Genomic DNA, 25,560 nt, shown 5'->3' with positions numbered 1-25,560 from the left:
TTCGTCCGGCTGTGGATCGGCACCACCGCGTCCGGCCTTCCAGGCGTTGACCGCCGAGGTGGTGGACGACGGACGACGCCAGCGGGCCAACGCGGCGATCTCGCTCGCGGTCCGGGTGACCACGCTGGTGGCGCCAGGGCTGACCACGCTGCTCGGCACGGTCCTGCCGGTGCACGTGCTGCTGTTCGGCGTGGCCGCGCTGTGGCTGGTCGCTGCTTTGGTTCCGCCGCAAGGGAAAGCGCCCGGCCTGGTGTCGCCCGCCCGGCCCGGATTTTTCGCCGAGCTTGCCGAGGGGGTGCGGGAGGCGCGTCGGCACCCGTGGTTCATCGCTGGCCTGGTCGCGCTCACTTCGATGCTGGCGTTCGGATATTCGGCGAGCATGGTGGTGCTGCCGATGGTGAGCCGTGACCGATACGGCACCGAGGCGGTGCTCGCCGCGGCCACCACCGGGTACGCGGTCGGCGCGCTGCTCGGCGCGGTGCTGATCGCGCGCTGGCGGCCGCGCGCTCAGGGGTGGGCCGCGCTCGCGAGCCTCGCCTGCTACGGGTTCGCGCCGCTGTGCCTGCTGGTGCCGGTGCACCCCGCGGTGGTCGTGGCGGCGTACGTGGTCGCCGGGCTCGGCGTCGAACTGTTCAACGTCCCGTGGTTCACCGCGACGCAGCGCGAGGTGGCGCCGGACAAGCTGGCCAGGGTGTCGTCGTTGGACTTCCTGCTGTCCTACGGCCTGGCACCGGCGGGCCTCGCCCTGATCGCCCCCGCGATCGAGACCTTCGGCGCCACCCCGGTGCTGGCCGTGTGCGCGGTGAGCTGCTTCGTGGTACCGGCGGCCGCCTGCCTGGTGCCGACCGTCCGCGGGTTCACCGCGAAGCCCCAGACGGTCTAGCGGTCACGCACTCGCCGGGGTAGAACGCCGGAAACCCTTGCGCGACAACCGATTCGTGACCGGTGGAACGACCAGCTTCGTCGCTTCCCGTCCGATCGGCTGAGGCAACGGTCGCGCACTTGGTCTACACCAGTTGTTGCAAACGATTATCATTATCATGTATAAGGATAGGGTGCTCATGCCGCGACAAGGACGAGGGACCCTGCTCACCGGGGTCCGGCCGTTCCCGCTCACCGCCCTTCGGCATCCCACCGTCGCCACGCTCCTGGACGATCACCGGGCGCTGTTGGGCGATCTTCTGGACGGACTGGGGTCACCGCTGCACGTGGTGCTGCCGGAGGTTTTCGAGGAGAACATCGCCCGCCTCCGCCAGGCGTTCGCCGAAACGGGCGCCGACGTCGACATCCTGTTCGCCAAGAAGGCGAACAAGGCCGGCTGCTTCGTCTCCTCCGCCGCCGCGCTCGGTGCCGGAATCGACGCAGCGAGCTCCGCCGAACTGGTCAAAGCGCTGGCCGGGGGAGTGCCGGGACACCGGATCGGCGTCTCCGGCCCGGAGAAGGACGACGCACTGCACGCCCTCGCCGTCCGGCACGACTGCCTGGTCGCAGTCGATTCGATCAGCGAACTCCACAGGCTGGCCGCGACCGCGCGGTTCGCGCACCGGCGGGTCAGGGTGCTGCTGCGAGCGCGGGCGGGCAGTCAACCGGGCAGCCGGTTCGGGATGGCCGCCGCCGAGCGGGACGCGGCCGTCGGACTGTGCGTGGAGTTCGCCGACGACGTGAATTTCCAGGGATTTTCGTTTCACTTGAACGGTTATTCCCCGGAGGAACGCGCGACAGCGGCGAACGAGATGATCGAGCACTGTCTCGGCGCCAGGCGGCGTGGCGCGTTGTCCGCTGACCTGGTCGACATCGGCGGCGGGTTACCGATGCGCTATGTCGAACCGCGGCTCTGGGACGAGTTCCTCCAGCAGAACGAACCCGCCCATTATCACGGAACCAAGGCGGACAAGGGTTTTTCCTGCTACCCGTACGGCGGGCAGACTCCCGCCCAGGCGGCGCGCACGCTCATGAACCATCCTGTCGACGGTGACGAGAGCCTGTCGGCGAAGGCAGCCCGCCACGGCATCCGCTTCCTCGCCGAACCCGGTCGGTCCCTTTTGGACCAGGCCGGATTCACGATGTACCGCGTGCAGCAGGTCGACGACCGGCGCGGCACCGACGGGTACGCGATAGTCACGGTGGCGGGAAACAGCCTCAGCCTCAGCGAACCGTGGTTCAACACCGACTTTCTTCCGGATCCCCTGCTGATTTCCGCCCAGCCGAGCGCCGACGAGCTTTTCCCGGCCTGTGTCGCGGGTTCGACCTGTCTGGAAAACGACATGGTGACCTGGCGGAAGATCGGGTTCCCCCGGCCCGTGCGGCCCGGCGACCACCTGGTCTACCTCAACACGGCCGGATACCACATGGACTTTCTCGAATCACGGTTCCACGACGCCCCGTTGCCGATGAAAGCGGTTCTCCGGCTCGGCGACGACGGCGCGCTGCCGCGCTGGCGACTGGACCGGATCTGACTCCGCTGGAAGACAAAGGAGAAGTATGTCGCAGAGCTACGCCGCGCCTGGACAATTGTGGTTGTTGCCGCAGTCGCAGCAAGAAGGCCTGGACTTCGATTACCGGCAGGTGCTCGAAGTCGTCGAGCGGGCCTACCGCGCAGTGCGCGAACGCGGGTCGGACAGCCCGGTGAAAACCGTCATCGAGGACCCGGATGATCATTCGCTGAGCTATTCGATGGTGGCCAGGGATGCCGCGAGTGACACGGTGTGTTTCAAAGCTGTCTACGAATTCGATCCGGCCCGTCGTCGGGACGGCTACCGGTTCCATTCGTTCATCTTCCTCGCCGACGACACCACGGGTGCGCCGATCGCGCTGATGGACGTGGTGAAACTCGGGCCGTTGCGGTCCTCGGCCACCAGCGCGCTGTTCGCCCGCGCGGCGTGCCCCGACGCCCGCAGCGCGCTGGTCGTCGGCACCGGCGTCCAGGGGCAGATGGCCCTGCCGATGCTGCTCGCCGCGCTTCCGGACTTGGAGCGGCTGCGGGTTTTCGGTACCTATCCCGATGGTTTGCGCGCCGTTCAGGACAGTGTGGACGGTCGCGAGGTGGAGATCGTGGACGACCTCCGGAAAGCCGCCGGGGAAGCGGACATCCTGATCGGCGCTTCCGGGCTGTCCGTGACGGAGGTGGTCCAGCGGGAGTGGGTGAAACCGGGAGCGATCGCCGTGCTGCTCGGGTACGGCGTGCACGACGTGTTCCACGGCGCGGACTACCGGATCGCCACCAACACCACCCAAATGCACGTCACCTGCGGGAAACTGCGCGCCGCGGACGGCAGCATTCCGCCGGTGGACGCCGAACTGCCGGACATCCTGCTCGGCCTGGCGCCCGCCCGGCGCGATCCCGCCGACGTGGTTTTCGCCTACAACAGCGGTATGGCGGTCACCGACGCCGCGCTGGGCCGGTACATCGCCGATCTCGCGCTGGCGGACGGACGCGGGGAAAGGGTCGATTTCTGGTGAGCACGACCTCGGCGTCCTTGGTGCGCCGGGAGGTGGCGGGCTTGCCCGCTTACGATCCCGGCGCCGACCCGGACGAAGTGGCCGCGCTCAGCGGCGCCGCCCGTGTGATCAAGCTGTCCAACAATGAGAGCCCGTTCGGTGCCTCGCCCGCGGTCGCCGAAGCTGTGCGCCGGTGGCTGGCCGACGGCGTGTCCCGCTATCCCGACCCCACGGGCAAGCGGCTGGCCGAAGCCATCGGAAAAAGCCTTGGCGTGCCCGCGGAACGCGTGGTGCTCGGCAACGGTTCGGAGAACATCCTGGAGTTGCTGTGCCAGGCCGTGCTCGACCCGGGTGACCTGGTGACCACCCAGGCGCCGGGGTTCAGCCTGCACGAGATCTTCCCGCGCATGATGGGCGCGAGGGTGGAGAAGGTCCCGGTCACCGCCGAGTTCGGGTTCGACGCGGCCGCCTGGCGTGCCGCGCTGGCCGCGGGCCCAAAGCTCGTTTTCCTTGCCAATCCATGCAATCCGACCGGCGCGATGCTCAGCGTCGGTGAGCTGAAGCGCGTCGTGGCCGACACCCCGGAGTCGGCCTTGTTGGTGCTCGACGAGGCGTACTGCGAATTCGCCCACCCCCACCCGGAGTACCCGGACGGGCTGGCGATGCTGCGCGGGCAGGACCGGCCGTGGATCGTGTTGCGCACCTTTTCCAAGGCCTACGGCCTGGCGGGCATCCGGGTGGGGTTCGGTATCGCTTCCGACGCCGCTCTGGTCCAGGCATTGGACCGGGTGCGCACTCCCTACAACGTCAACCAACTGGCACAGGCCGCCGCCATCGCCGCGCTGGGGGACCACGCGCACCTGGCGGACACCGTCCGCCGGACCGGTGTCGAGCTCGCCAGGGTCGCGGATCGGTGGCGCGGCAAGGGATTTCGCGTGGCGCCGTCCTCGGCGAACTTCCTGTTCATCGATACGGGCCGCTCCGCCGACCGGGTGGCCGAGGAGTTGCACCGCACCGGGATCGTCGTCAAGGCGTGGCGAGAGCCGGGATACGAGAACTTCATCCGAGCCTCGCTGTCGACCCCCGAAGACAACGACGTCTTCGTGCGGCGCCTGGCGGAGATCTGCGCGAAGGGAACGCGATGATCAAGGACCGAGTATCCGATCTGATCGGGCGGACGCCGCTGCTCAGATTGGCGGCGGCGGACGGGGCGGGAACCGTGCTGCTGAAACTGGAGCAGTACAACCCCACCGGCACCGCCAAGATCCGGATGGCCAGGACCATGGTGGACGAGGCCGAGGCGCAGGAGCTGCTCACCCCTGGCGGGTGGCTGGTCGAGGCCACCTCCGGCAACACCGGGTTCGGGCTGGCACTCATCGCCGCCGAACGCGGGTACAAGTTCACCGCCGTGGTGGACAACCATTCCAGCGTCGAGAAGTTGCGCGGGATGCTCGCCTACGGTGCCGAGTTGCTCAACATCTCCGGGGACAGGGAAGGGCTGGCCACCGCCGAACGCTACGCCGGGGCTCGCCGGTTCGCGGCCGAGCAGGGCGCGTACCTGACCGCGCAGGACCGGAATCCCGGGAATCCCAACGGTTACCGGCCACTCGCGCTCGAACTGCACGACGATCTGGGCGAGGACATCGACTACCTGTACGGCGCGGTCGGCACCGGTGGTTCGCTCTGCGGCACCGGTCGCGTGCTGCGCAAGCGCATCCCGGACCTGAAGATCATCGGTGTCGAGCCGGTGGGTTCGGTCAACTTCGGCGGGGACGAGGCGCCGTATCACCAGTCCGGCACCGGGACGCCGGAAATCGGGGAGATCTGCGACGTTCTCGACTACGACGTGATCGACGAGGGGATCAAGGTCAGCGACTCGGAGGCGTTCGAGACCTGTCGTTACCTGGCCAGGAACTTCGGCGTGCTGATCGGCGGCTCGGCGGGCGGAGTGGTCTACAAGGCGCTGGAACGGGCGCAGTGCGTCGGGCCGGAGACCACCATCGTCGTGCTGGTGTGCGACGGCGGGGAAAAGTACCTGGACACCGTGTTCAACGACGAATGGATGGTGGCCAACGGCTTGTTCGACGCGCGGGTCGTCGACCGGCTCGCCTCGATGCTGCGGCCCGCCCGGTCGGTGACGAAACGCTGAACCCCGGGAATCAAGGGTGGTCAACGATATTTCTGTGGAGGTGTGACTGTGTGGTCGGCGATCAGGCTGTTTCTCAGCTTGCGTCCGAGGGCTTGGGCGGGAACAGCGGGTCTCGCCGGGCTGATGTTGCTGGTGACGGCGACGTATGTCGGTCAGGGCCTGCTGATCGCGCATTTGCTGTCCGGGGTGTTCTCCTCGATCGAGGCCGACGGGCTGGTGCTGTCGTTGGCGGTGATCGGTGTTTTGCAGGTGGTCCGGGTTTCGCTGATCCTGGTGAAGGATTCGTGGGCGCCCCGCGTGTCGGCGCGGGTGAAGGAGGCGGTCCGGGAAGGGCTGACGCTCAAGCTCATGGAGATCGGGCCGGGGCAGGCGCAGCGGATGCGTGCCGGTGATCTGCAGTCGACGCTGGTGGACTCGGCGGAACTGCTCGACCCGCTGGTGGGGCGGTTCGTGCCCGCGGTGCTGGCTTCCGTCCTGGGTTCCTGCCTCGCTTCGGTGTACGTGATCGCGGTCGATCCGGTGGTGGGCCTCGTGGTGCTCGCGTGCGCGCTACTGGCACCTCTGTCCAAAGTGGCCGGGCGGAACTGGATCCAGGAACGTGGCGACCGGTGGATGGTGTCCTACCGCGGTATGTATTCGGAGAGCCTGGACGCCGTGCAGGGGATGGCGACGCTCAAGGCGTTCAACGCCAGTGGCAGGCGGCGCCGGGAGATGGTCGAGCGCGGTGAGGTGTTCTGCCGGGATTCCATCCGGCTGATGGTGGCGTGGTGCGGTTCCTCGAGCGTCGGCGCGCTCGTGGTGACGATCGGCACGACGGCATCGGTGGGTTTGGGCGCCTGGCACGCCGCCACCGGTTCGGTGAGTGTGGCGGGATTGTTCACGATCCTGATGCTGGCTCGCGAGACCTTCCGGCCCATGCACGAGTTGGAATCGGCTTACCACGCGGCGTACCAGGCCATTCCAGCCGGAATCGCGGTCGCCGACATCCTGCGCATCGAACCGCACGTGCGCGACTCGGCGACCGCGGTGCCGGAATTGCGGCAGAACCCTCCCGGATTGGAATTCCGTGCTATCCGGTTCTGCTACCCGACCCGGAGCGCTCCGGCACTCGACGGGTTCAGCTTGACGGTGGCGCCGGGCGAGCGGGTCGCCGTCGTGGGGCGGTCCGGTGCGGGTAAGAGCACCGTGCTGGGCCTGCTGATGCGGTACTTCGACGTCGACTCGGGCTCCGTCCGCGTCGACGATCGTGACATAGCCGAGTTCCCGCTGGCCGCTCTGCGGTCGCTGGTCGGTGTCGTGGCACAGGACACCTACCTGTTCCACGGTACGGTCCGGGAAAATCTGCTGTTGGCCAAGCCGGACGCCACCGACGACGAGATTCGCCGTGCGGTGACCGCGGCGCAGGCGACCGAGTTCATTTCCCGGCTGCCGCAGGGATTCGAGACGGTCGTCGGCGAGCGTGGCCTGAAACTGTCCGGTGGTGAGCGCCAGCGCATCGCGATCGCCCGCGCCTTGCTCAAGGACGCCCCCGTGCTCGTTCTCGACGAGCCGACCTCGAGCATCGACGCCGCCAACGAAGCGGAGATCACCGAAGCCCTCGGCGAGCTGACCCGCGGCCGGACGACCGTGATCATCGCGCACCGACTGTCCACGGTGCGCGACGCCGACCGGATCGTGGTGATGGACGCGGGCCGGGTGGTCGAGTTCGGCAGCCACCCGGATCTGGTGGCACGTAAGGGTCTTTACGCCGAACTCGTCGCGACCCAGAGCGGAGTGTCCGCATGACCTCGACCATCCACACCCACGACGTCGGCCACGGCCACGGGCACGGACACAGTGACGTGCCGGTGCCGAGGCGATCGCTGGTCGCCAGGCTGAGGAGCCTGATGCCCCTGCTGGGCCCGCACCGCAGGCTCATCGGGGTGGCCTACCTGGCCGGTGTGGTGCACCAGTTGCTTCTGCTCACCTCGTCCGGGATCGGCGCGTACGTGGTGGCACGGGCGGCCGGGGGCGCCTCGCTGACCCAGCTCACCGGCTGGTTGATCGTGCTCGCCTGCCTGATCCTGCCGCTGGTCGTGATGCAGGTCGCCGACAACACCTACGCCCACGTCGCGGCCTTTCGTGCGTTGGCCGACACCAGGACCAAGGTGTTCGCCGCTTTCGAACGGCTCTCACCCGGTTACCTGCTCGAACGGCGCTCCGGGGATCTCGGCTCCGCCGCGGTGTCCGATGTGGAGCAGATCGAGCTGTTCTTCGCCCACACGCTCAGCCCGCTGGCCGTCGCGTCGACGATCCCGGTCGCCACCACCGTCGTGCTGGGCTGGTTCCACTGGTCGCTTGCCTGCGTTCTGGCGCCGATCCTGCTGCTGCTCGCCTCGGTCCCGGGGTGGTTGCGGCGCCGCGCCGAACTGCACGGCCACGAGCTCCGCGACTCCCTCGGCCGGATGAGCGCCGACAGCACCGACACCTTCCAGGGCTTGCGGGAACTGGTGAACTTCGGCGCCCACGCGCAGCGTCTGGGGTTGCTGCGCAAGCAGAGTGCCCGGTTGGCGGAGACGAAGTCCGCGCACGGACGCCGAAGCGGGATCGAGTACGCCGCCACGGACACCATCGTCCTGCTGGGGATACTCGCGGTGCTCCTGCTGGGCGCGCGACTCGTCGCCGCGGGCGAACTCGACCGCGTCTTCTTCCCGGTCGCCGTCGTGCTCGCCTCGATGGCGATGCTGCCGGTGCTGGCGGTGACCGAGGTAGCACGCGAGTTGTCGATCGTCGCGGCGTCAGCCGACCGCCTCACCACGCTGCTCGACGCACCAGCCCCGGTTTCGGACCTGGTCAGCGAACCGCCGGAGGGGCCGATCGTGCCGCACGTGCGGTTCGACACCGTCACCTTCGCCTACCGCGGTAATCTGCGGCCCGCGGTGCGCGAGGTCAGCTTCGAGATCCGTCCCGGTGAGACCGTCGCACTGGTGGGGCATTCCGGTGCGGGCAAATCCACCTGCGCCAACCTGCTGCTGAGATTCTGGGACGTCACCGGTGGCTCGGTGTCGGTGGGCGGGCACGACGTGCGCGACTTCCCGCAGGAAGACCTCCGGCGCCTCATGACACTGGTGCCGCAGAACACTTTCCTGTTCAACACCAGCCTGCGCGACAACATCCGCCTCGGCCGCGCCGACGCCTGCGACGACGAGATCGAAGCCGCCGCACGAGCCGCGCAAGCCCACGAGTTCATCACCACCCTGCCGGACGGCTACGACACCGTCGCGGGCGAACTCGGCGCACGGATGTCCGGCGGGCAGCGGCAACGGATCGCGATCGCGCGGGCCCTGCTGAAGGACGCACCCATCCTCGTCATGGACGAGGCGGTGTCCAATCTCGACGCCGCGAGCGAGCAGGCCGTCAGCGAGGCGATGGACGAGGCGCGGCACGGGCGCACCACCCTGATCATCGCCCACCGCCTCTCCACCATCCGAACCGCCGACCGGATCGTCGTCATCTCCGACGGACGCGTCGCCGAAACCGGCACCCACGAAGAACTCCTCGCCACCGGCGGCGCCTACGTCGACCTGCTCGCCTCACAACTCGAAGGATTCACCGCACCGGAATCCTGACCGGGCGGCGGCACCCGAACCTCGCAAGAAGGAGTGGACTTTGGATTCGGTCACCACGAACACCTCCGGTTTTCTCTACCGCAGCCCGGAACTGTACGATTCGATCTACCGGTTCGACAGCACGGGAATCCGCCTGACGAAGATGTGCCACGAACTGCTGGTCCGGAACGGGAAGACGCCACCTGATTCGGTACTCGACCTCGGATGCGGCACCGCCTACAAACTCGCTCACCTGAACGAGGCGGGCTACGACTGCACCGGCGTCGATTATCTGGAAGGGATGGTCTCCTACGCCCGTGGTGAATACCCGGACATGCGATTCGAGGTGGGTGATGTTCGCGATGTCCGGGTCGGCCGGAAGTTCGACGTGATCACCTGCCTTGGCTGGGTGATCGAGAACGTCCACTCGTGCGCGGACATCGCGAAGGTGATGGACACCTTCGCGGTCCACGCGAACCCCGGCGCGCTGCTCGTGCTCGGGACGCACAATCCGATCGGGGACTTGGCCGCGCTGGGCGCGAAAAGCGACTTCTCCATCGAACGCGAGGATTTCCAGGCGACGGGCGACGCGTCGTTCACCGTCGACCGCCGTCGGCAAATCCTCACCCGGCACCTGAACTGGTCGCTGCCGGGAGGTGCCACGGAGGAAGAAGTGACGCGCTACCGCCTCTTTTTCCCCATGGAGCTGGAACACTATTTGACGTCGTGCGGATTCGGCGACGTCGAGATGTACGACAACATCGACCTGGTCCCGTCGGATCTGGCGGGCTCCATGCTTTATGCCACCGCGATCTACCAAGGGTGAAATGGCCAGAACCGATTATCGTTCGCCGTCGTCTGGGGAGTGGTCACTGTTGTATCGCCTTCGCTTGAGCGCTCTGGCCGGTCTTTTGGTGGTGACTGCGGGCTGTAGCGCGGGGAACCCGGAGGTCGTGGCCGGGGGCACCACCGTCGAGAACTGCGGCGCGCGGGTCCGGGTGGATCAGCCGCCGCGGCGCGCCGTCGCGCTCGACCAGGAGACCACCGAAACACTCCTGGCGCTCGGCCTGCGCGACCACATCGCGGGTACCGCCCTGCATCCCGAGCCGGTGCCGGAGGAGTACCGCGCCGACTACGCGACGATCCCGTTGCTCAACCCCAAGGAGCTGACCGGAGAACAGCTCCGCGCCGCCAACCCCGATTTCGTGGCCAGCGCGTACATTTCCCGCTTCACCCGTGAACAGGTCGGCACCCGGGACGAGCTGACCGCACTCGGTGTGCCGTCCTACGTGAGCGCGGTGGACTGTGCGTCGTACGAGCCGGGCAAAACCCCGTTCGAGCGGCTGTTCGCCGACTACCGGAACCTCGGCACGCTCTTCGACGTTCCCGGGCGCGCCGCGGACTTGATCGCCAAACAGCGCGCGGTGCTCGGCGAGGCGGAGAAGGCGGGTGCGGCCAGGCCGTCCAAGCCGACGGTGGCGTACCTGTACTCCGTGTACAACGGCACGCCGAGGGTGGCGGGCGGCAGCGGGATGCCCGCGAACATGAGCCGCGTCCTCGGCGTCAAAAATGTCTTCGACGACGTCGACAGCAACTGGCCCGAGGTCAGCTGGGACCAGATCGCCGCCCGCGACCCCTCGGTCATCGTGCTCGCCGATCTGCCCGACCGGGGCGAACGGGGCGACACCGTCGCCGAGAAGATCCAGATGATGCGCGCGCATCCGGTGCTCTCGCAGCTGAATGCCGTCCGGGCGGGCCGGTTCGTGACGGTCCCCGGCTTGGAACTCGGCGCCACGGTGCGCAGTGTGAACGCGCTCAAGAGGATCAACGACGGCTTGGCGGGACCGCGATGACCGCCACCGAGGCTCCTCCGGCCGAAGGAGCCAGCCTCCGCCGCACCGCGACGCCGACCTGGGTGCTGTTCGCCGTCGGCCTGGCCGCACTGGTGCTCTCCGCCGGGGTCGCCACCTGCGTGGGCACCAACGGCGTCGGCCTGCCGGAGGTCGCCCGCGCGGTCGGCACCCACCTCGGGCTGCCGGTGGAGCCGCTGCCCCGGTTGCTCGACTCGCTGATCTGGCAGCTCCGCGTCCCCAGGGTGCTGCTGGCGGCGCTGATCGGTGCGATGCTGGCCGTGTCCGGAACCGTGCTGCAGGGCCTGACCGGCAACGCACTGGCCGACCCGTACCTGCTCGGCGTGTCCAACGGCGCCTCGGTCGGCGCCGTCGCGGTGACGCTGTCCGGCCTCGGCGGCACCGCGCTCGGGTTGTCCGGCGGGGCGCTGGTGGGCGCGCTGCTGTCCTTCGGGGCGATGATGCTGTTGCTGCGCGGCGGTATGCGGACGGTCCGCATCGTGCTGACCGGCGTCGTCGTCGGCCAGCTCTTCGCCGCGCTGACCTCCCTGCTCGTCATGGCCTCGGCGAACGCGGAGACCACGCGCGCCATCACCTACTGGCTGCTGGGCTCGATGACCTCCGCCCGCTGGGACTCGGTCCTGCTCTGCGCGATCGCCTGCGCCGTCGGATTGGCCGGATGCTGGACCCGGTCCCAGGCACTCGACGCCTTCTCGTTCGGCGAGGACACCGCCGAGTCGCTCGGGATCAGCGTGCGCGCGACCCGGATCGCCGCGCTCGTCCTGACCGCGCTGCTGACCTCCGTCGCGGTCGCCTCGGTCGGCGCCATCGGTTTCGTCGGCTTGATCGTCCCGCATGCCGCCAGGTTCGTGGTCGGTCCACGGCACCGGGTGCTCATGCCGTTCGCCGCGGTCATGGGCGCGGTGTTCCTGGTGTGGACCGACGCGCTGGCGCGGATCGCGATGGCGCCGAGGGAGGTCCCGGTCGGCGTGGTCACCGCCCTGATCGGCGTCCCCGTGTTCCTCCTCATCCTGCGCAGGCGGGGGGAGCTGTGAGAATCGAGGCGGAATCCCTGCGCTGGGGCGTCCCCGCGAAGACCATCATCGACGACATCGCGGTGAGCGTCGGCACCGGCGAGGTGCTCGGTCTGGTGGGGCCGAACGGATCCGGCAAGTCGTCGCTGCTGCGGTGTCTCGCGGGCCTGCGCAAACCCTCGGGAGGGACCGTCCGCTACGACGGCGCGGACATCGCCGGCTGGGACAGCTCGCGGATCGCCCGCCGGGTGGCCTTCGTGGACCAGTACGCGGTCACCGAAAGCGACCTTCTCGTCGTCGACGTCGTCGCACTCGGCCGTACCCCGTTCCGCACGAGCTGGCGCGGCCACGACCACCACGACACCGCCGTCGTGAACGCGGCGCTGGACCGCATGGGCCTGACCGAACTGCGTGCCAGGCCGTGGAAAACCCTCTCCGGCGGGGAACACCAGCGCACCCACATCGCCCGCGCGCTCGCGCAGGAGCCTTCGGCCATCCTGCTCGACGAACCCACCAACCACCTCGACATCCGGCACCAGCTCGAACTCATGCGGCTGCTCGCCGCCGCCGAGCAGACCGCGGTGGTCGTCCTGCACGACCTGTCGCTGGCGGCCCGGTTCTGCGACCGGCTGGCGCTGATGCACCACGGCCGCTTGGTGGCTTCCGGCCCCCCATGCGAAGTCCTGACCCCCGCCCGCATCCAGGAGGTGTTCGGCGTCGAAGCGGAAGTCGGCCCCGATCGGGGTGGTGACGTCCGCATCCACTACCGGTGACCGACGAACTCCCGCCCGCCATATAGTCCACAGTGGACGCCGGTGGCACCCGTCAGGATGCCTCGTCGGGTGGCAGCGGCGGCGACAGCGTTCCCGATGCGACTAGCGAGATCCACCGCATGATCTCGTTCTCGTCGTTGGTCGGGCCGAGTGCGCCAAGGCGCGCCGCGCGGTCGGGGATCTCCGGCGAAGCCTTTCCCGAGCAGAAGATCACCGGCCCGTGGTAGATCCCGTGTTCGCGGTAGTGGGCCAGATCGGTGAGACCTTTCTCGGGATCAGCGCCGTGGGTGAGATCGGACAGGACGATCGAGAAGGCCGTCTCTTCGAACGCGGCGAGCGCGGCGGTGTGGTTCACGGCGGTCGTGACGACGGCGCCGAGCCGCGTGAGGTGGTCGATCAGCCGCCGGTTGCTGCCGGGGTGGTCATCGATCCAGAGCACCCTGAAGCCAGGGAGGCGAGCCGGGTCGGAGGTTTCGGCCAAGGGAACTCGTGGTGAGTGCACGAGCGGGCTCTCCGCGAGATGCTGCGGCGCTGGAGGCAGGAAGGGGGAATGCGCGGGACCGCCGGTCAACGGCTTACGCAGCAGCAGCCGGAACTGGTCCGGGCCGAGGGAGCGGTTGAGGCTCTTGACAAGCTCGACGAAGTCCCGATCGGCGGCCAGCACCGGGAACTCGTCCGGTAGCTCGTGCTCCAGCTCGCGGAGGTGGGTGCTCAGCTCGTCGGCTGACGGCGTGCGCTCCGGTGGACGGATGCCCTTGGCCAGAAACAGCTGCCGCCACCGCTCGGGGTCCTGGTAGGCCCCCTGCCGGACCATGCCGTGAAACTTCTGGTAAGCGAGGAATTCCTGGACGGGTTCAAGCTCGCGCGGGTCGGCCATGAGGCCGTAGAAGGCCGGGTAGAAGTGTTGCAGGAGAACGAGTTTGACCAGGTTTTCCGGACCGAAATCGTCCCACGACCGATCCAGGTGGTATTCGAGGACGAAGCTGTTGATGAGTCGTTTTATCCGCCGCGGATTACGGCCGGTCCGGTCGACTATCATGTTCCTCATCGACGAGTCGAACAGGTTCGCGGTCTCGGACTGCCGCAGGTAGCCGTCCACCAGCTGCGCCGCGAGTACCGTGCTCGGCGGCGGGATCCGGTAGTTGATCTGGACGATCTTCTCCAGGTATTCGACGGCGCGGGCGGGTTCTCCGTTCCCGGCGGAGTCCTGCACCGCGCGCCACAGGACCGTCTGGTCGCAGGCGAGCACGAACACCACGCCCGGTACGTCGAGGTAGAGCTTGATGGCCTCGCACACCTCGACGACCCGTTCTCCGGCGCAGCGGTCGAGATCGTCGACGAACACCACGAGCAGGCGCTGGCCGCCGGTCCGGTCGCCCTTCGCGATCCAGGTGGTGAACAGGTCGCGCAGGACCCCTTTCAGCTGGTTCCGCGATCGGGCGTCGACGGCGAGCGCCTGCCAGAGCTCGTTGACGACCTTGCCGATCCCGAAGGCGCTCCCGACGAGCAGCGCTGTCCCGCGCAGCAACCCGACCAGGTGTGCTCTCCCGGTCACCGACCGCACGGCCCGGCGGATGAGGTTGCGGTCGAAGCGGAGCAGCACGGACTTGATCAGTCCTTCGAGCGCGCTGGCCGCCCCCGAGGTCCACGCGTTGAACCACACGACCGACACCGCCGGCTCCGCGGCCAGCCGCTTTTCCAGCGTGCGCAGCAGACTGCTCTTGCCCATGCCCCACGCCGCGTCCACGGCGAGCGTGAACGGCGCGGTCGTGCGCGACGCGATGATCAGTTCGGCGAGGCCGCGCGCGACCTGGTTGGTCTCGAGCAGGTCCGTTTCCGTGCCCTCACCGAGCGGGGTGTCATTGAGGACGACGAACTGCCTCGCCGCGACATCGTCGTCGAGCGTGTAACCGTCGGCGTCGAAAACGGGTCCTGTCATGCGCACAGTTCTAGCGCACGCCGCGGCCCCGTCCTCACCCGCGCGCATATGGCATGGTCATGCCGGTTTATGCGTCCTTTGTGGACTCAACGCGATCTTGCCGACCCGCCCGCCGGAGCAGGTCGTGCAGGTTGTCGCGGGCGACCGGGCGGTGTTTTGTCCAGCCGTTCGTAGCCGAGGACCTGTGAGATGCTGCCTCCGGCACAGCTTCGTTCCACGCCGTCCTGGCGCCCGAGGAAGGTGGAGCACCGCATGAACGACGTCCAGCACGACAGAGTGGTGAACCGGCGCCGGTTCCTCGGCGGGGCGACGGCGGCCGTGGTGACGGCGAGCCTGTCGTCGGGCCGCGCGGCCGCGGCTGCGGGGCCGACCTCGTCCGAGCTCGCCCGCTGGCGCGGGCACGCGTCGCGGGTGACGATCACCCGCGACGACTGGGGGATCGCGCACGTCCACGGCAGGACCGACGCCAGCGCGGTGTTCGGGATGATGTACGCCCAGGCCGAGGACGACTTCAACCGGATCGAAACCAACTACCTGACCAGCCTCGGCAGGCTCGCCGAGGCCAACGGCGAACGCGCGCTCTGGCAGGACCTCCGCCAGCGGCTGTTCATCGATCCCGAGGTGCTGAGGTGCGAGCTCTACCCGCGTAGCCCCGGCTGGTTGCGCGAGCTGATGGAGGCGTGGGCGGACGGGCTGAACTACTACCTCGCGGTCCACCCCGAGGTGCGCCCGCTGGTGCTCACGCGGTTCGAACCGTGGATGGCGCTGAGCTTCACCGAAGGCAGCATCGGCGGCGACATCACGCGAGCCTCGCTCTCTCGGCTCCAGGCCTTCTACGACCACCAGGCGTCCCCAGTCGACGCCGAGCCCGAGCCGCCGCACGAGCCAACGGGTTCGAACGGCATCGCGATCGCGCCGAACCGCACGCGGAACGGCAACACGCTGCTCCTGATCAACCCGCACACCACCTTCTACTTCCGCTCGGAGCAGCACGTGACCAGCGGCGAAGGGCTCAACGCCTACGGCGCGGCCACCTGGGGGCAGTTCTTCCTGTACCAGGGTTTCAACGCGAACGTGGGCTGGATGCACACCTCGACCGGCGCCGACAACATCGACGAGTTCGCCGAGACGATCGTGCCGGGGGAGCACGGTCGCCTGTCCTACCGGTACGGCGCCGCGCTGCGACCGGTGGCGAAGAAGACGATCACCTTGGCCTACCGCACGGCCGAAGGCACGGCGGCCGAGCGCAGCTTCACCACCTTCGCCACCCACCACGGCCCGATCGTGGGCGAGACGGGCGGCAAGTGGATCGCGTTCGCACTGATGAACAAGCCCGTCGAGGCGCTGCAGCAAAGCTACCTCCGTACCAAGGCGCGGAACTACGCGGAATACCTCAAGGTGGCGGAATTCAAGGCCAACAGCTCCAACAACACGATATTCGCGGATTCGAGCGGCGAAATCGCCTTCCTCATGCCGCAGTTCATGCCGATCCGCGACGATCGCTTCGACTACACGAAGCCCGTCGACGGCAGCGACCCGGCGACCGACTGGCGGGGACTGCACCGCCTCGAAGACCTGCCGCGGGCCGTGAATCCGCGGCACGGCTGGGTGTTCAACTCGAACAACTGGCCGTGGACCTGCGCCGGGCCGGACAGCCCCGAAGCCGCCGATTACCCGAAGTACCTCGACCAGGTCGGAGAGACTCCGCGCGGGCCGCACGCCGTCCGGTTGCTGAGCGAGCGAAAGGTTTTCACCGCACAAACTCTGCGCGATGTCGCTTTCGATTCCCGCATTCCCGCGTTCGCCCCGGACACCGGTGACGGGGCGCCGGTGAGCGGACTGATACCGCGACTCGTCGAGGCGTGGGAAAAGCTGCCCGCGGGCGCCCCGCGAAAAGCGAAGCTCGCCGACCCGATCGCCTTGCTGCGCGGCTGGGACTACCGCTGGGGCGTGGACTCGACCGAGACCTCGCTGGCGGTGTTCTGGGCCGCGGGGCCGCGTGACACCGATGAACAGCGACTCGCCTCGCTCGAAGCCGCGATGGAGCGGCTCACGCACGACTTCGGCGGCTGGCGGGTTCCCTGGGGTGAAATCAACCGCTTCCAACGTCTCGACGACGCGATCGACCAGACCTTCGACGACGCGAAGCCGAGCACTTCGGTGCCTTTCGTCTCCGCGAAGCTCGGCTCCCTCGCGTCGTTCGCGGCCGACCGCGGACCGGAGCGGCCTGGTGGCACCACGAAGCGTTTCTACGGCACGAGCGGCAATACTTTTGTGGCTGTCGTGGAATTCGGGCCGAGACCGCGCGCGATGGCGGTGCGAGAGGGCGGCGCGAGCGGCCATCCCGGCTCGCCGCATTTCGCCGACCAAGCCGACCGGTACGCGAGCGGAAACCTGCGGCCCGTCTACTTCCATCCCGACGACCTGACCGGGCACATCGAGCGCAGGTACCACCCAGGCGGATGATGTCGGCGGTTCGACGGCGAACGGCGCGTGCGCGAGCTATTCCAGAACGTTCGAAAAGGTTGTCGGGGGACGGCCCGAACGCGGTGCGGCTGGGGCGCTCCGACGGCTCGACGTTCGTCGCGCCGCTCGTCGCGGCAGGGGACGGTGTGCGGTACGCGGTGACCCGCTCGCGCCCCAGCTGGCCCCGCCGCGGCCTGGGCTGCCGCGAGGGGTCGTGTTCACCACGGACACCGGGAGAGCCCCCGGCAGCCCCTTCGACTGTGATCCTGGATTCGTGTGCCTCCACCAGGACAGGGACTCCGACGGCAACGCGTACAACTTCCGGGAGCCGTACACCTCCCAGTCGAACTTCGCGACCCTTCCCTGCGACACGTGCCAGAACAGCTCGAAGCACCCCGAATCGAACGGCACGTTCAACGACCAGATGTCGTCGTGGCGGAACAACTCGGGCAGGCGCTACTGCTGGTACTTCGACGCCGGGCACCGCGGTGAGAATCACCCGATGGACCATTTCGGCCCGACCGCCGCGGTCAACCTCACGGACCACGAGAGCGATGAGGCGTCTTCGTTGCAACCGTGCTGAGGCCCGCTGTTCGGTACCAAGGAGTGCTGGAGGCCGAATGGGCACACAGGAAAGGCGCATGCCGGTCGGGTCGCCCCGGGCCGAATATCTCCTCGCATCTCGGCGGGCCAGAATTGAGGCATCCGAGCTGATGGAACGCCGGATCGACATCGACGGCGCCGGGTACCCGCGGGCCGGTCTCCCGAGTGCCTGCCGGTCGGGGTGCAGCTCGTCGGCCCGATGTTCGAGGACCGGACCCCGCTGCGGCTGGCCGAACTGCTCGAACAGCGGATCGGCGGCTTCCAGGCACCTCGCGTGCTCGGTCCAAAAATATCCCCGGTAATTCAGTGAACCCGCTTTGCGTCACTTTTGGTGACGAAAGTACGCCACGGTTCGCGACCGCGGCCGTCAATCCCTATTGTTTCCACATTCGCACTTCAGGACCGGAATCGGCCCTGCCGTTCAGGCGCGCAGCGCGGCGGCGCGGGAATCGTGCATCGCTGTTTTCCCGCCGCCGAACATGCTCAACGGGCGGCGGATGCACCGCGATTCTCCCGCCACCACGCGGAGATCTGTTCCGCACCGTTCACTGGCGGTGCTGACGTCGTTCACCAGATGTGCCGCGGCCGTGGCGAAGACGTGGACGCGCGAGAAGTCCAGCACCAGCGTCCGGGTCACCTCCACTTCCAGCGCGTCCTCGATCGCCGCGCGCGCGGACGGGCAGGTCGCTGTGTCGAGATCTCCCCGGAACGCGATGAGCACGACTCCTTCGCGTGGACGCACGTGCTCGATCTCGAGCGGTTGTCCCGTGTGGTCTGGCTTTCGCGGCGCCGACACGATGCCTCCCCTTCAACCGTGATGCCCGGCTTTGCGGCCGAATCGAGACGGCCGAAGGTAGTAGCGCCGGGTGTCCAGTTCAAGTGCGGAGCACGAAAGCAGTAGTCGCGAGGGGCTCGCGGGCCACCTCAGCCGCAGGACGGGAGGTCAGGCGACCGGCCGGGAGTCCCAGGCCGCGAACACCTGTCGTTCCTTCTCGGGGGAGAGGCCGAACGGCAGGACACCGGGAGCCGGTTGGACCGCGCCGCCTGACCGCAGCCAGTCCCAGATGTCCCGCACGGACTCGCCGAACGGGCGGGTGCGCAGGCCCGCCGCCTTCGCGCGGGCGCCGGACACCGCCCAGAATCCGGCGGTGTCCGGCCCGTCCGGCAGCCACAGCGGGAGCTCGGTCCACGGCGCGACGCCTTGGGAGAACAGGAAACCCTCGTCCATCCACACGGGTGCGGCGGTCGAACCCGTCGCCTGCGCGCAGTGCTCGACGAGCTGGCCCATCGTGGTGTTCGGCGTGTCCGGGACGATGTTGTGAATCCCGCCCGCGCGCGCCTCGACCTGGTCGAGCACGAACGCGGACAGATCGCGCACGTCGATCAGCTGAAGCAGGCGAGCGGGATCGCCGGGCGCGATCACCCGGCCGCCCTTGGCGATCCTGGTGAGCCACCACGGCACCTGGCCCACGTTGTCGTGCGGGCCCACGAGCAAACCGGAGCGCGCGATCAAGCAGCCGTCCGGCCCGTACGTCTGCTCGATCGCCAGCTCGCACCCGCGTTTGCGCGCGCTCAGCTTCGCCAGGTCGGCCGGGTCGCCGTCCTCGTCGGCCGTGCCCGGCCAGGTCGCGGCGGACTCGTCCACTCCGGCGGTGTGCCACGCCTGGTAGACGGCCGTGGTGGAGACGAACGCGTAGAACGGGACGGAGCCGGCCAGTGCCCGCGCGGTGCGCAGCACGTGCGCCGGTACCTGCCCGCTCGGGTCGATGACCGCGTCGAAGGCGCGCCCGGCAAGCGGCTGGAGGTCCTCGTCGGCGGACCTGTCACCGCGCAGAGCCTCGACGCCGTCGATGTCCTTGCCGGTCAGTCCGCGGTTGAAGGTCGTGACCTGGTGTCCGCGGCCGAGTGCGTCGCGCGCGATGGTGCGTCCGGCGAACGAGGTACCGCCGATGACCAAGAGTCTCATGTCCATCCTCCCCTGTGTTGACAACAAATGTTGTCGAGGATCATCATGGTCGTGTCGTAAACAGATGTTGTCAAGGAGTGGTTCGTGCGAAGGCTGTCCAGCGCGCAACGCGCCGAGTTGACCGCGGCCATCGAGCGTCTGGCGCAGGCGACGGCGCGGGAAACGCCGCCGCTCGGGCCGAACGGGAAAACTCAGCCGGATCCGCCGGACGCGCAGCCGCGGCAACTGTGGCTGGCCACGCTGACCTCGTTGATGGCGATCCGGGACAGCGCCGAACAGCTGGCGGCCTCCGCCGCGCTGTCGGCCGCGCAGCACGGTGCCGACTATCCCGCGATCGGTGCCGCGGCCGGGATGACCAGGCAGGGCGCCCGGCGCAAGTGGCCCGGTCTGGCCGGTCTGGCCGACCAGCGACAGCGCAAGCTCACGTGGTGGAACACCCACGCCGGCGAGTTCGCGGAGTGCGTGCGGGCCGTGCTCGCCACGGCCGAGGGGCGACCGGGCCTGCCATGGCTGGAGACGCTGCGCGCGCGGCTGGCCGAATTCGAACAAGCGTCGACGGCGCAGCGACTCGACGCGTTCGACTTGCTGCTGGTGGACGCGTACGCGGTGGCGTTGAACGCGGCCACGCCGACCGACCCCGCCGCCGCGAAGCCGATCGGGCTGCTCGCCGCGCTGACCGCGGACGCGTACGCCGCGACGAACGGGCATTCGGCTCTGCTCAGCCGCGACGGCGACGCCTGCGGGACGCGGGGCTGCCCCCGCGACTCGGTGGTCGAACTGCTCGGTCCCGATGGCGGCCACCAGAGGTTTCCAGCGTGCCGGGAGCACGCCGTCGAAGCACTCCAGCAGCCGGCCAATCGCATTCTGACCGCCTACCAGCCCGGCGTGGCGCTGTCGGTGTTCGCCGAAGCTCTCGATTGACCTCGGCCAGCGGCGCCCTCAGCCGCCGCGACGCCCCCGTCCGGTCCGTTGTGGACTGTCCGGCGCCGTACCGCCGGGGATGACCGAACCCGGCAGTGACAGCTCGTCATCGGCATCAACGCCGGGAACGAGATCGTCGAGCTCGCGCCGGGCGGCACCAACGTGCTCCGCAAGGTCTCGGTCAGCCCGATCGGCGGTCAGGGAGCCAACATTGTCGGTCCCTTCGGGCAGGCACGCGTGGCCGCGACAACCGGAGCCCGGACGTGACGTCTCCTGAGCGTAAAGAGCAAGAACCGCAGGTGATCAAGAGCAGGAGACAGTGGATGTTCCCGCAACGGCTTCGCAACGTCGGTACCGCGGCACTGGTGTCAGGAGGTGTCGTACTGGCGGGCGCGCTCATGGGTGGCTGCTCGTCGCAGTCCACACCGGACGGCTCGGCCGCTCAGCAACCCGGGTCCGCCGCGGTCGTGGTGGCCACCTCGACCGCGCCGAAGGCACCCGAAGCGGGGAAGTTGCCGTTGCCGCCCGGTCCGTCGGACCTGAATTTGAAGTGCACGAACCAGTACGACTACGCGGGCGATGTGCGGGACAACGCGGAGATCAACGGGATCGGGTACACCTCGCACACCTGCCCGCCGGTGAAGTCGTCCGCACCCAAGGAAACCAAGGCGCCCAAGGCACCCAAGTCGGGGAAGTTGCCGTTGCCGCCCGGTCCGTCGGATCTGAACCTGAGGTGCACGAATCAGTACGACTACGCGGGTGACGTGCGGGACAACGCGGAGATCAACGGGATCGGGTACACCTCGCACACCTGCCCGCCGGTCAAGAAGTCCGCGCCGAAGGCGCCTGAAGACGGCGCGCTGCCCGCGCCTCCGGGGCCGTCGGATCTGAATTTGAAGTGCACGAATCAGTACGACTACGCGGGCGATGTGCGGGACAACGCGGAGATCAACGGGATCGGGTACACCTCGCACACCTGCCCGCCGGTGAAGACGAGCTGACCAGAGGCTCACCGCCGGTGGGAGGGGGCGACCCCGGTCAGGCAGCGCGCCGCGGTGGCCCCGTCCGCCACCTCAGCCTCGCGGTGAAGCAGTTTGGTGTGCAAGGGAAAACCCCGATGAACGGGCGTCACGCGGGGTTTCGCGCGCGCGTGGCAGGATTCCGGACAGTGCCGGTGCCCGATGGGGCACCCGTCGCCCGATTCGGTTGACCTTCCGGCGCCCCGGGAACGAAACTCGGGCCGACGAAGCTGCGGGGGCTGACCAGCCAGGGGGAATTTTCGTGACCGTCAGGACGACCTTGCCCGCGGTGACCGCTCGGCAGCCGAAGGCGAAGTCGTTCGCCGTGGTGCTTCCGGCCGCGCTGCTGGGCTTGGCCGCCTGCGGTTCGGCCGCCGACCCGCCGGGACCGGCCACCGGCTCGGTCCCGCCGTCCGCGAGCGGCGCGCCCACCCCGTCGGCGCCCGCGAACGGCGCCCCCACCTACCAGGCCGCGGTCGAGCGCTGGGTGACCCAGGTTCTGCGGAAGCAGTACGCGAAAGCGTGCCTGTCCGGCGGCCCCGTGCTGCCCGCCGATCGGGACCCCGAGACGCTGTGCAAGAGCCCCCAGGCGATCAAAGCCGCCAAGTCGCTGCGCGACGCCTGGGCCAAGCCGGGCGTCAAGCTGCCGCCCGAGGGAAAGGTCGCGGTGACCGACACGGGGGCAGCGGGTGATCAGGTCGCGGTAGCCGATACCGCAGTCGAACTCGACGGCCGCACGCTGCGCAGCCTCGAACTCGTCGGCGCCTCCGGGAACACGGGCTCGTTCAGCCTGACCTTCAAGGTGCGGAAGCACGAAGGAGCTTGGTACGTCGAAAGCTTCGAACTCAAAGCCTGACCACGGCGCCCCCAGTCGTACGGGCCCCTTAGAGTTCCAGGACGAACTCCGCCCCGCATTCGGCAGGGCACGGCGTCGGACTGCCGCACTTCAGGCAACGGCCCTCGCTGGACCGGTGCTGCGCGAGCGTCGCCACCGCGCGCTCGCGGTAGCGGTTCAGCTCGGCGTCCCAATCGAATTCGAAAATCCCGCGAACGGGAACCCCAGCAGTCATGCTCATCACGACCTTCAGCGTGCTCCGGTCACAGCGCCCGGCCTGGCCGGGCGCTTTCCGGTTCCGTTGTGGTGTGCCGCGGCGCACGTTCTGTCTTCTGCGTCACACCCTACGCCGCTTCGTCCCGGCAAGCCGGGATTTCGGTAATTCAGGCCACGGGGACTGCCCGATCGGTCGTGCCGCCGCGGCGGACGGCCACCTAGGTCTGTCAGGGCGCGCTGCGCGGGAACTGGGACGCGGACCTCCGGCGCCGCACGCTCGCGATCGTCTACACCGGACTGCGCCCGGCATGATCGGGAAAGCCTGCGGAACACCGTATGCTCCTGGTCCGATATCCGGCCGGTCGAACTGGGGAACGCGATGAGCGGTGTCAGGGTTCTGGTGGCGGGGGCGAGCATCGCCGGGCCCGCGCTGGCCCACTGGTTGCGGCGGCGGGGTGCCGAGGTGACCGTGGTGGAGCGGGCGTCGGGGTTGCGTGCCGGTGGGCAGGCGGTGGACGCGCGCGGGGTGGCCAAGGAGGTCATCCGGCGGATGGGGCTGGACCAGGCGGTGCGCGAAGCCCGCACCGAGACCGCCGGCGCGCACACCGTGGACGCCGACGGCACCGTGCTGGAGACCTACCGCGCGGACGACAACGGCGGCGACGGGTTCATCGCGGAGATCGAGATCCTGCGCGGGGATCTGTCGCAGGTGCTCTACGACGACACCCGGGACGGTGTCGAGTACCTCTTCGGTGACCGGATCGCCGAGCTCACCCAGGACGCGGCCGGGGTCGACGTGGTCTTCGCGGGCGGCGACCGGCGGCGCTTCGACCTGGTGGTCGGGGCGGACGGGCTGCACTCGGCGCTGCGGGAGATGGTGTTCGGGCCGCGCGAGCGGTTCGTCCGGCACCTCGGGCACGTGCTGGCCTTCTACAGCGTGCCCAACGAGTTCGGGCTGGACCGCTGGCTGCTCGAATACCAGGAGTCCGGGCGCTCGGCGGCCCTGCGGCCCATCCAGGACGCGACCCGTGCGATGGCCATGTTTTCCTTCGCCGCGGCCGATTTCGACGTCGACTACCGCGACATCGAGGCCCAGAAGCGCCTGCTGCGCGAGCGGATGACCGGTTTCGGCTGGCTGACCCCGCGGATCCTGGCGCACCTCGACGACACGCCGGACTTCTACCTCGACCAGATCGCGCAGGTGGTGATGGACCGCTGGTCGAAGGGGCGGGTGGGGCTGCTCGGGGACGCGGCGTTCAGCTCGTCGCCGTTCTCCGGTGCGGGTACCGGGCTGGCGCTGGTCGGCGCCTACCTGCTGGCGGGGGAACTGGCCGCCGCCGGGTGGGACCCCGAGGCCGGGTTCGCCCGCTACGAGGAGCGGATGCGCTCGTACGTCGAGGCCAACCAGGAGATCGGGCGGCTGCACGCGCGCAGCCGGGACGTTCCCGAGCCGGACGCGGAGCCGATCCTGGACCCCGGCGCGGAGTGGCTCACCGACCTGATCGAGCGCGCGATCAACGGCGTCGACCTGCCCGGCTACGACGGCGTGCCGGACTCCCGGACCCCCGTCGTTTCGTAGGCCGCCCGCCCCGGTGTCCTACGGGGTTGCGGAGATTTGTCCTGCCGCGGACAGTCCGGCAGCGGCGTGTTTGGTCGACTTGGCGCATGCCGTTCATTTCACGCCGCGTCGTCGCGGGGACCGAACAGATCGCCGTCTCGGTGGAGCACCGGTTCACCGCGGAGGAGGTGGTGCTCACCGTGATGGCGGTGAAGATCCCGGTGCGGCCGAAGCCGGGGGGCCGGGTGGTCCCGCTGTCCGTTTCCGAGGTGCGCGCGGCGCTGGTGTACGCGGCGCGCCACGGCCTTCCGCACCACGTGGCGGACCGCCTCCTGGTGGAGGAACCCGGCGGTCCGATGCACCTGCTGGCGGACTGGGTGCGGTCCGAACTGGTCCGGCTCAACGTCTTCACGTGCGAGGCGATGAGGTCGAAACCGGAGTAGCCGATGCACTACCGTGAGTGCGGGGAAAGGCACGCGACATCGGGACGAGGACGCGGAACCAGTGCACGACGGCAACGGCGGACGGCCCGCCTTTCTGCACCGGCTGGACGCCGCGGCGCGGACGCGGCTCCGCACGCTCGGCACGCCGCAGACCTTCGGCAAGGGGAACCCGCTGATGCGCGCGGGCGAACCCGGTGACTACGTCATGCTCCTCGAGAGCGGTTTCGTCAAGGTCAGCAACCTCGATTCGCAGGGCAACACGATCATCCTCGACATCGGCGTCCCCGGTGATCTGCACGGCGAGATCGCCGTGGTCGCCGGGCAACCGCGGATGGCGACCGTGGTCGCGCTCGAACCCGTTCGCGCGCGCAGGATCGCCGCCACCGAGTTCCGCAGGTTCCTGCGCGGTCACGTCTCGGCGATGGAGCAGGTGCTGGTGACCGTCTGCGGCCGTTTCGCGGTCGCGCAGGAGCAGCGAACGCACATCCGCGGGGCGCAGGCGATGGCGAAGGTGGCCCGCCGTCTCGACCACCTGCTCGACATCTGCGGCGTTCCCGGCGACGGGGCGTGGCGGGTCGGGGTCTCCTTGAGCCAGGAGGAACTCGCCCAGTTCGTGCCGCTGAGCCGGTCCAACGTCGCCGAGGCGCTCAAATCCCTCGAACGCGACGGCGTCATCGCCAAGTCCCGCAAAGCGCTGACCGTGCTGGACCGGCCGCGGCTGGTGGCATTGCGCCAGGATTAGCTGTGATCTAGATCACTGTTT

Annotated in this window: 22 protein-coding genes and 1 pseudogene; 19 read left to right on the top strand and 4 right to left on the bottom strand. The window is 68.8% G+C overall.

The window, feature by feature from the left end; all coding sequences use genetic code 11:
- Positions 1 to 7: 7 nt before the first annotated feature.
- From HUW46_RS06405 to HUW46_RS06355, 11 genes and pseudogenes are all read left to right on the top strand, one after another.
- Positions 8 to 883, top strand: a pseudogene (locus tag HUW46_RS06405) (MFS transporter); the annotation flags it as partial.
- Between the two features lie 178 nt (positions 884 to 1,061).
- The gene (locus HUW46_RS06400; RefSeq protein ID WP_215546396.1) at positions 1,062 to 2,456 is read left to right on the top strand and encodes an alanine racemase; all 1,395 of its coding nucleotides are present in this window, start codon (positions 1,062 to 1,064) and stop codon (positions 2,454 to 2,456) included.
- A gap of 25 nt (positions 2,457 to 2,481) precedes the next feature.
- Complete coding sequence (locus HUW46_RS06395) at positions 2,482 to 3,459, top strand: ornithine cyclodeaminase (protein ID WP_215546395.1); 978 nt, start codon at positions 2,482 to 2,484, stop codon at positions 3,457 to 3,459.
- Positions 3,456 to 4,583, top strand: coding sequence for a histidinol-phosphate transaminase (hisC, locus tag HUW46_RS06390; protein WP_254125869.1), 1,128 nt, complete (start codon positions 3,456 to 3,458; stop codon positions 4,581 to 4,583). Before HUW46_RS06395 ends, hisC begins: the two co-directional genes overlap by 4 nt.
- Positions 4,580 to 5,587 (top strand): PLP-dependent cysteine synthase family protein, encoded by a 1,008-nt coding sequence (locus HUW46_RS06385; RefSeq protein ID WP_215546394.1) that lies wholly within the window; start codon positions 4,580 to 4,582, stop codon positions 5,585 to 5,587. Before hisC ends, HUW46_RS06385 begins: the two co-directional genes overlap by 4 nt.
- A gap of 78 nt (positions 5,588 to 5,665) precedes the next feature.
- Positions 5,666 to 7,372 carry an ABC transporter ATP-binding protein gene (locus HUW46_RS06380; RefSeq protein ID WP_215546393.1) on the top strand — a complete coding sequence of 569 codons (1,707 nt, stop codon included), beginning with the start codon at positions 5,666 to 5,668 and terminating at the stop codon, positions 7,370 to 7,372.
- Entirely contained in the window at positions 7,369 to 9,195 is a 1,827-nt protein-coding gene (locus HUW46_RS06375; protein ID WP_215546392.1) for an ABC transporter ATP-binding protein, read from the top strand. The genes HUW46_RS06380 and HUW46_RS06375 overlap by 4 nt, the downstream gene beginning before the upstream one ends.
- 40 nt (positions 9,196 to 9,235) lie before the next feature.
- The gene (locus HUW46_RS06370; RefSeq protein ID WP_215546391.1) at positions 9,236 to 10,000 is read left to right on the top strand and encodes a class I SAM-dependent methyltransferase; all 765 of its coding nucleotides are present in this window, start codon (positions 9,236 to 9,238) and stop codon (positions 9,998 to 10,000) included.
- 64 nt (positions 10,001 to 10,064) lie between these two features.
- Positions 10,065 to 11,027 carry an ABC transporter substrate-binding protein gene (locus HUW46_RS06365; protein WP_215546390.1) on the top strand — a complete coding sequence of 321 codons (963 nt, stop codon included), beginning with the start codon at positions 10,065 to 10,067 and terminating at the stop codon, positions 11,025 to 11,027.
- Positions 11,024 to 12,079, top strand: a complete 1,056-nt coding sequence (locus tag HUW46_RS06360) for a FecCD family ABC transporter permease (RefSeq protein ID WP_215546389.1) — start codon at positions 11,024 to 11,026, stop codon at positions 12,077 to 12,079. The genes HUW46_RS06365 and HUW46_RS06360 overlap by 4 nt, the downstream gene beginning before the upstream one ends.
- Positions 12,076 to 12,831 carry an ABC transporter ATP-binding protein gene (locus HUW46_RS06355; RefSeq protein WP_215546388.1) on the top strand — a complete coding sequence of 252 codons (756 nt, stop codon included), beginning with the start codon at positions 12,076 to 12,078 and terminating at the stop codon, positions 12,829 to 12,831. The genes HUW46_RS06360 and HUW46_RS06355 overlap by 4 nt, the downstream gene beginning before the upstream one ends.
- A gap of 52 nt (positions 12,832 to 12,883) precedes the next feature.
- Here the strand turns inward: HUW46_RS06355 and HUW46_RS06350 are convergent, their stop codons facing one another.
- Complete coding sequence (locus HUW46_RS06350) at positions 12,884 to 14,770, bottom strand: P-loop NTPase fold protein (RefSeq protein ID WP_215546387.1); 1,887 nt, start codon at positions 14,768 to 14,770, stop codon at positions 12,884 to 12,886.
- Positions 14,771 to 15,022: 252 nt separating this feature from the next.
- On the opposite strand from HUW46_RS06350, the gene HUW46_RS06345 reads away from it, so the two are divergent.
- Positions 15,023 to 17,236, top strand: a complete 2,214-nt coding sequence (locus HUW46_RS06345; RefSeq protein WP_215546386.1) for a penicillin acylase family protein — start codon at positions 15,023 to 15,025, stop codon at positions 17,234 to 17,236.
- Between the two features lie 214 nt (positions 17,237 to 17,450).
- On the top strand, positions 17,451 to 17,819 hold the full coding sequence (locus tag HUW46_RS06340) for a peptidase inhibitor family I36 protein (protein WP_256451420.1): 369 nt from the start codon (positions 17,451 to 17,453) through the stop codon (positions 17,817 to 17,819).
- A 441-nt stretch (positions 17,820 to 18,260) separates the two neighbouring features.
- On the opposite strand, the gene HUW46_RS06335 is transcribed toward HUW46_RS06340, so the two are convergent.
- Together HUW46_RS06335 and HUW46_RS06330 are read right to left on the bottom strand one after the other, a co-directional pair.
- Positions 18,261 to 18,560, bottom strand: coding sequence for an STAS domain-containing protein (locus HUW46_RS06335; protein WP_215546384.1), 300 nt, complete (start codon positions 18,558 to 18,560; stop codon positions 18,261 to 18,263).
- Positions 18,561 to 18,782: 222 nt separating this feature from the next.
- Positions 18,783 to 19,805, bottom strand: coding sequence for an NAD-dependent epimerase/dehydratase family protein (locus tag HUW46_RS06330; protein WP_215546383.1), 1,023 nt, complete (start codon positions 19,803 to 19,805; stop codon positions 18,783 to 18,785).
- A gap of 84 nt (positions 19,806 to 19,889) precedes the next feature.
- On the opposite strand from HUW46_RS06330, the gene HUW46_RS06325 reads away from it, so the two are divergent.
- The 3 genes from HUW46_RS06325 to HUW46_RS48215 all read left to right on the top strand — a co-directional run bounded on the left by HUW46_RS06325 (position 19,890) and on the right by HUW46_RS48215 (position 22,601).
- The gene (locus HUW46_RS06325) at positions 19,890 to 20,726 is read left to right on the top strand and encodes a hypothetical protein (protein WP_215546382.1); all 837 of its coding nucleotides are present in this window, start codon (positions 19,890 to 19,892) and stop codon (positions 20,724 to 20,726) included.
- 299 nt (positions 20,727 to 21,025) lie between these two features.
- The gene (locus tag HUW46_RS06320; protein ID WP_215546381.1) at positions 21,026 to 21,727 is read left to right on the top strand and encodes a hypothetical protein; all 702 of its coding nucleotides are present in this window, start codon (positions 21,026 to 21,028) and stop codon (positions 21,725 to 21,727) included.
- Positions 21,728 to 22,007: 280 nt separating this feature from the next.
- Positions 22,008 to 22,601, top strand: a complete 594-nt coding sequence (locus HUW46_RS48215; protein ID WP_254125867.1) for a hypothetical protein — start codon at positions 22,008 to 22,010, stop codon at positions 22,599 to 22,601.
- 28 nt (positions 22,602 to 22,629) lie between these two features.
- On the opposite strand, the gene HUW46_RS06310 is transcribed toward HUW46_RS48215, so the two are convergent.
- Entirely contained in the window at positions 22,630 to 22,815 is a 186-nt protein-coding gene (locus HUW46_RS06310) for a hypothetical protein (protein ID WP_215546380.1), read from the bottom strand.
- 360 nt (positions 22,816 to 23,175) lie between these two features.
- On the opposite strand from HUW46_RS06310, the gene HUW46_RS06305 reads away from it, so the two are divergent.
- From HUW46_RS06305 to HUW46_RS06295, 3 genes are all read left to right on the top strand, one after another.
- Positions 23,176 to 24,375, top strand: coding sequence for an FAD-dependent monooxygenase (locus HUW46_RS06305; RefSeq protein ID WP_215546379.1), 1,200 nt, complete (start codon positions 23,176 to 23,178; stop codon positions 24,373 to 24,375).
- A gap of 86 nt (positions 24,376 to 24,461) precedes the next feature.
- Complete coding sequence (locus tag HUW46_RS06300; RefSeq protein ID WP_215546378.1) at positions 24,462 to 24,797, top strand: hypothetical protein; 336 nt, start codon at positions 24,462 to 24,464, stop codon at positions 24,795 to 24,797.
- 13 nt (positions 24,798 to 24,810) lie between these two features.
- Positions 24,811 to 25,539: a Crp/Fnr family transcriptional regulator gene (locus HUW46_RS06295; RefSeq protein ID WP_254125865.1), complete on the top strand. Its 729-nt coding sequence runs from the start codon at positions 24,811 to 24,813 to the stop codon at positions 25,537 to 25,539.
- Positions 25,540 to 25,560 lie beyond the last annotated feature (21 nt).

This window comes from Amycolatopsis sp. CA-230715 (assembly GCF_018736145.1).
Classification (GTDB): Bacteria; Actinomycetota; Actinomycetes; order Mycobacteriales; family Pseudonocardiaceae; genus Amycolatopsis.
This window is presented reverse-complemented; position numbering and strand designations above follow the sequence as displayed.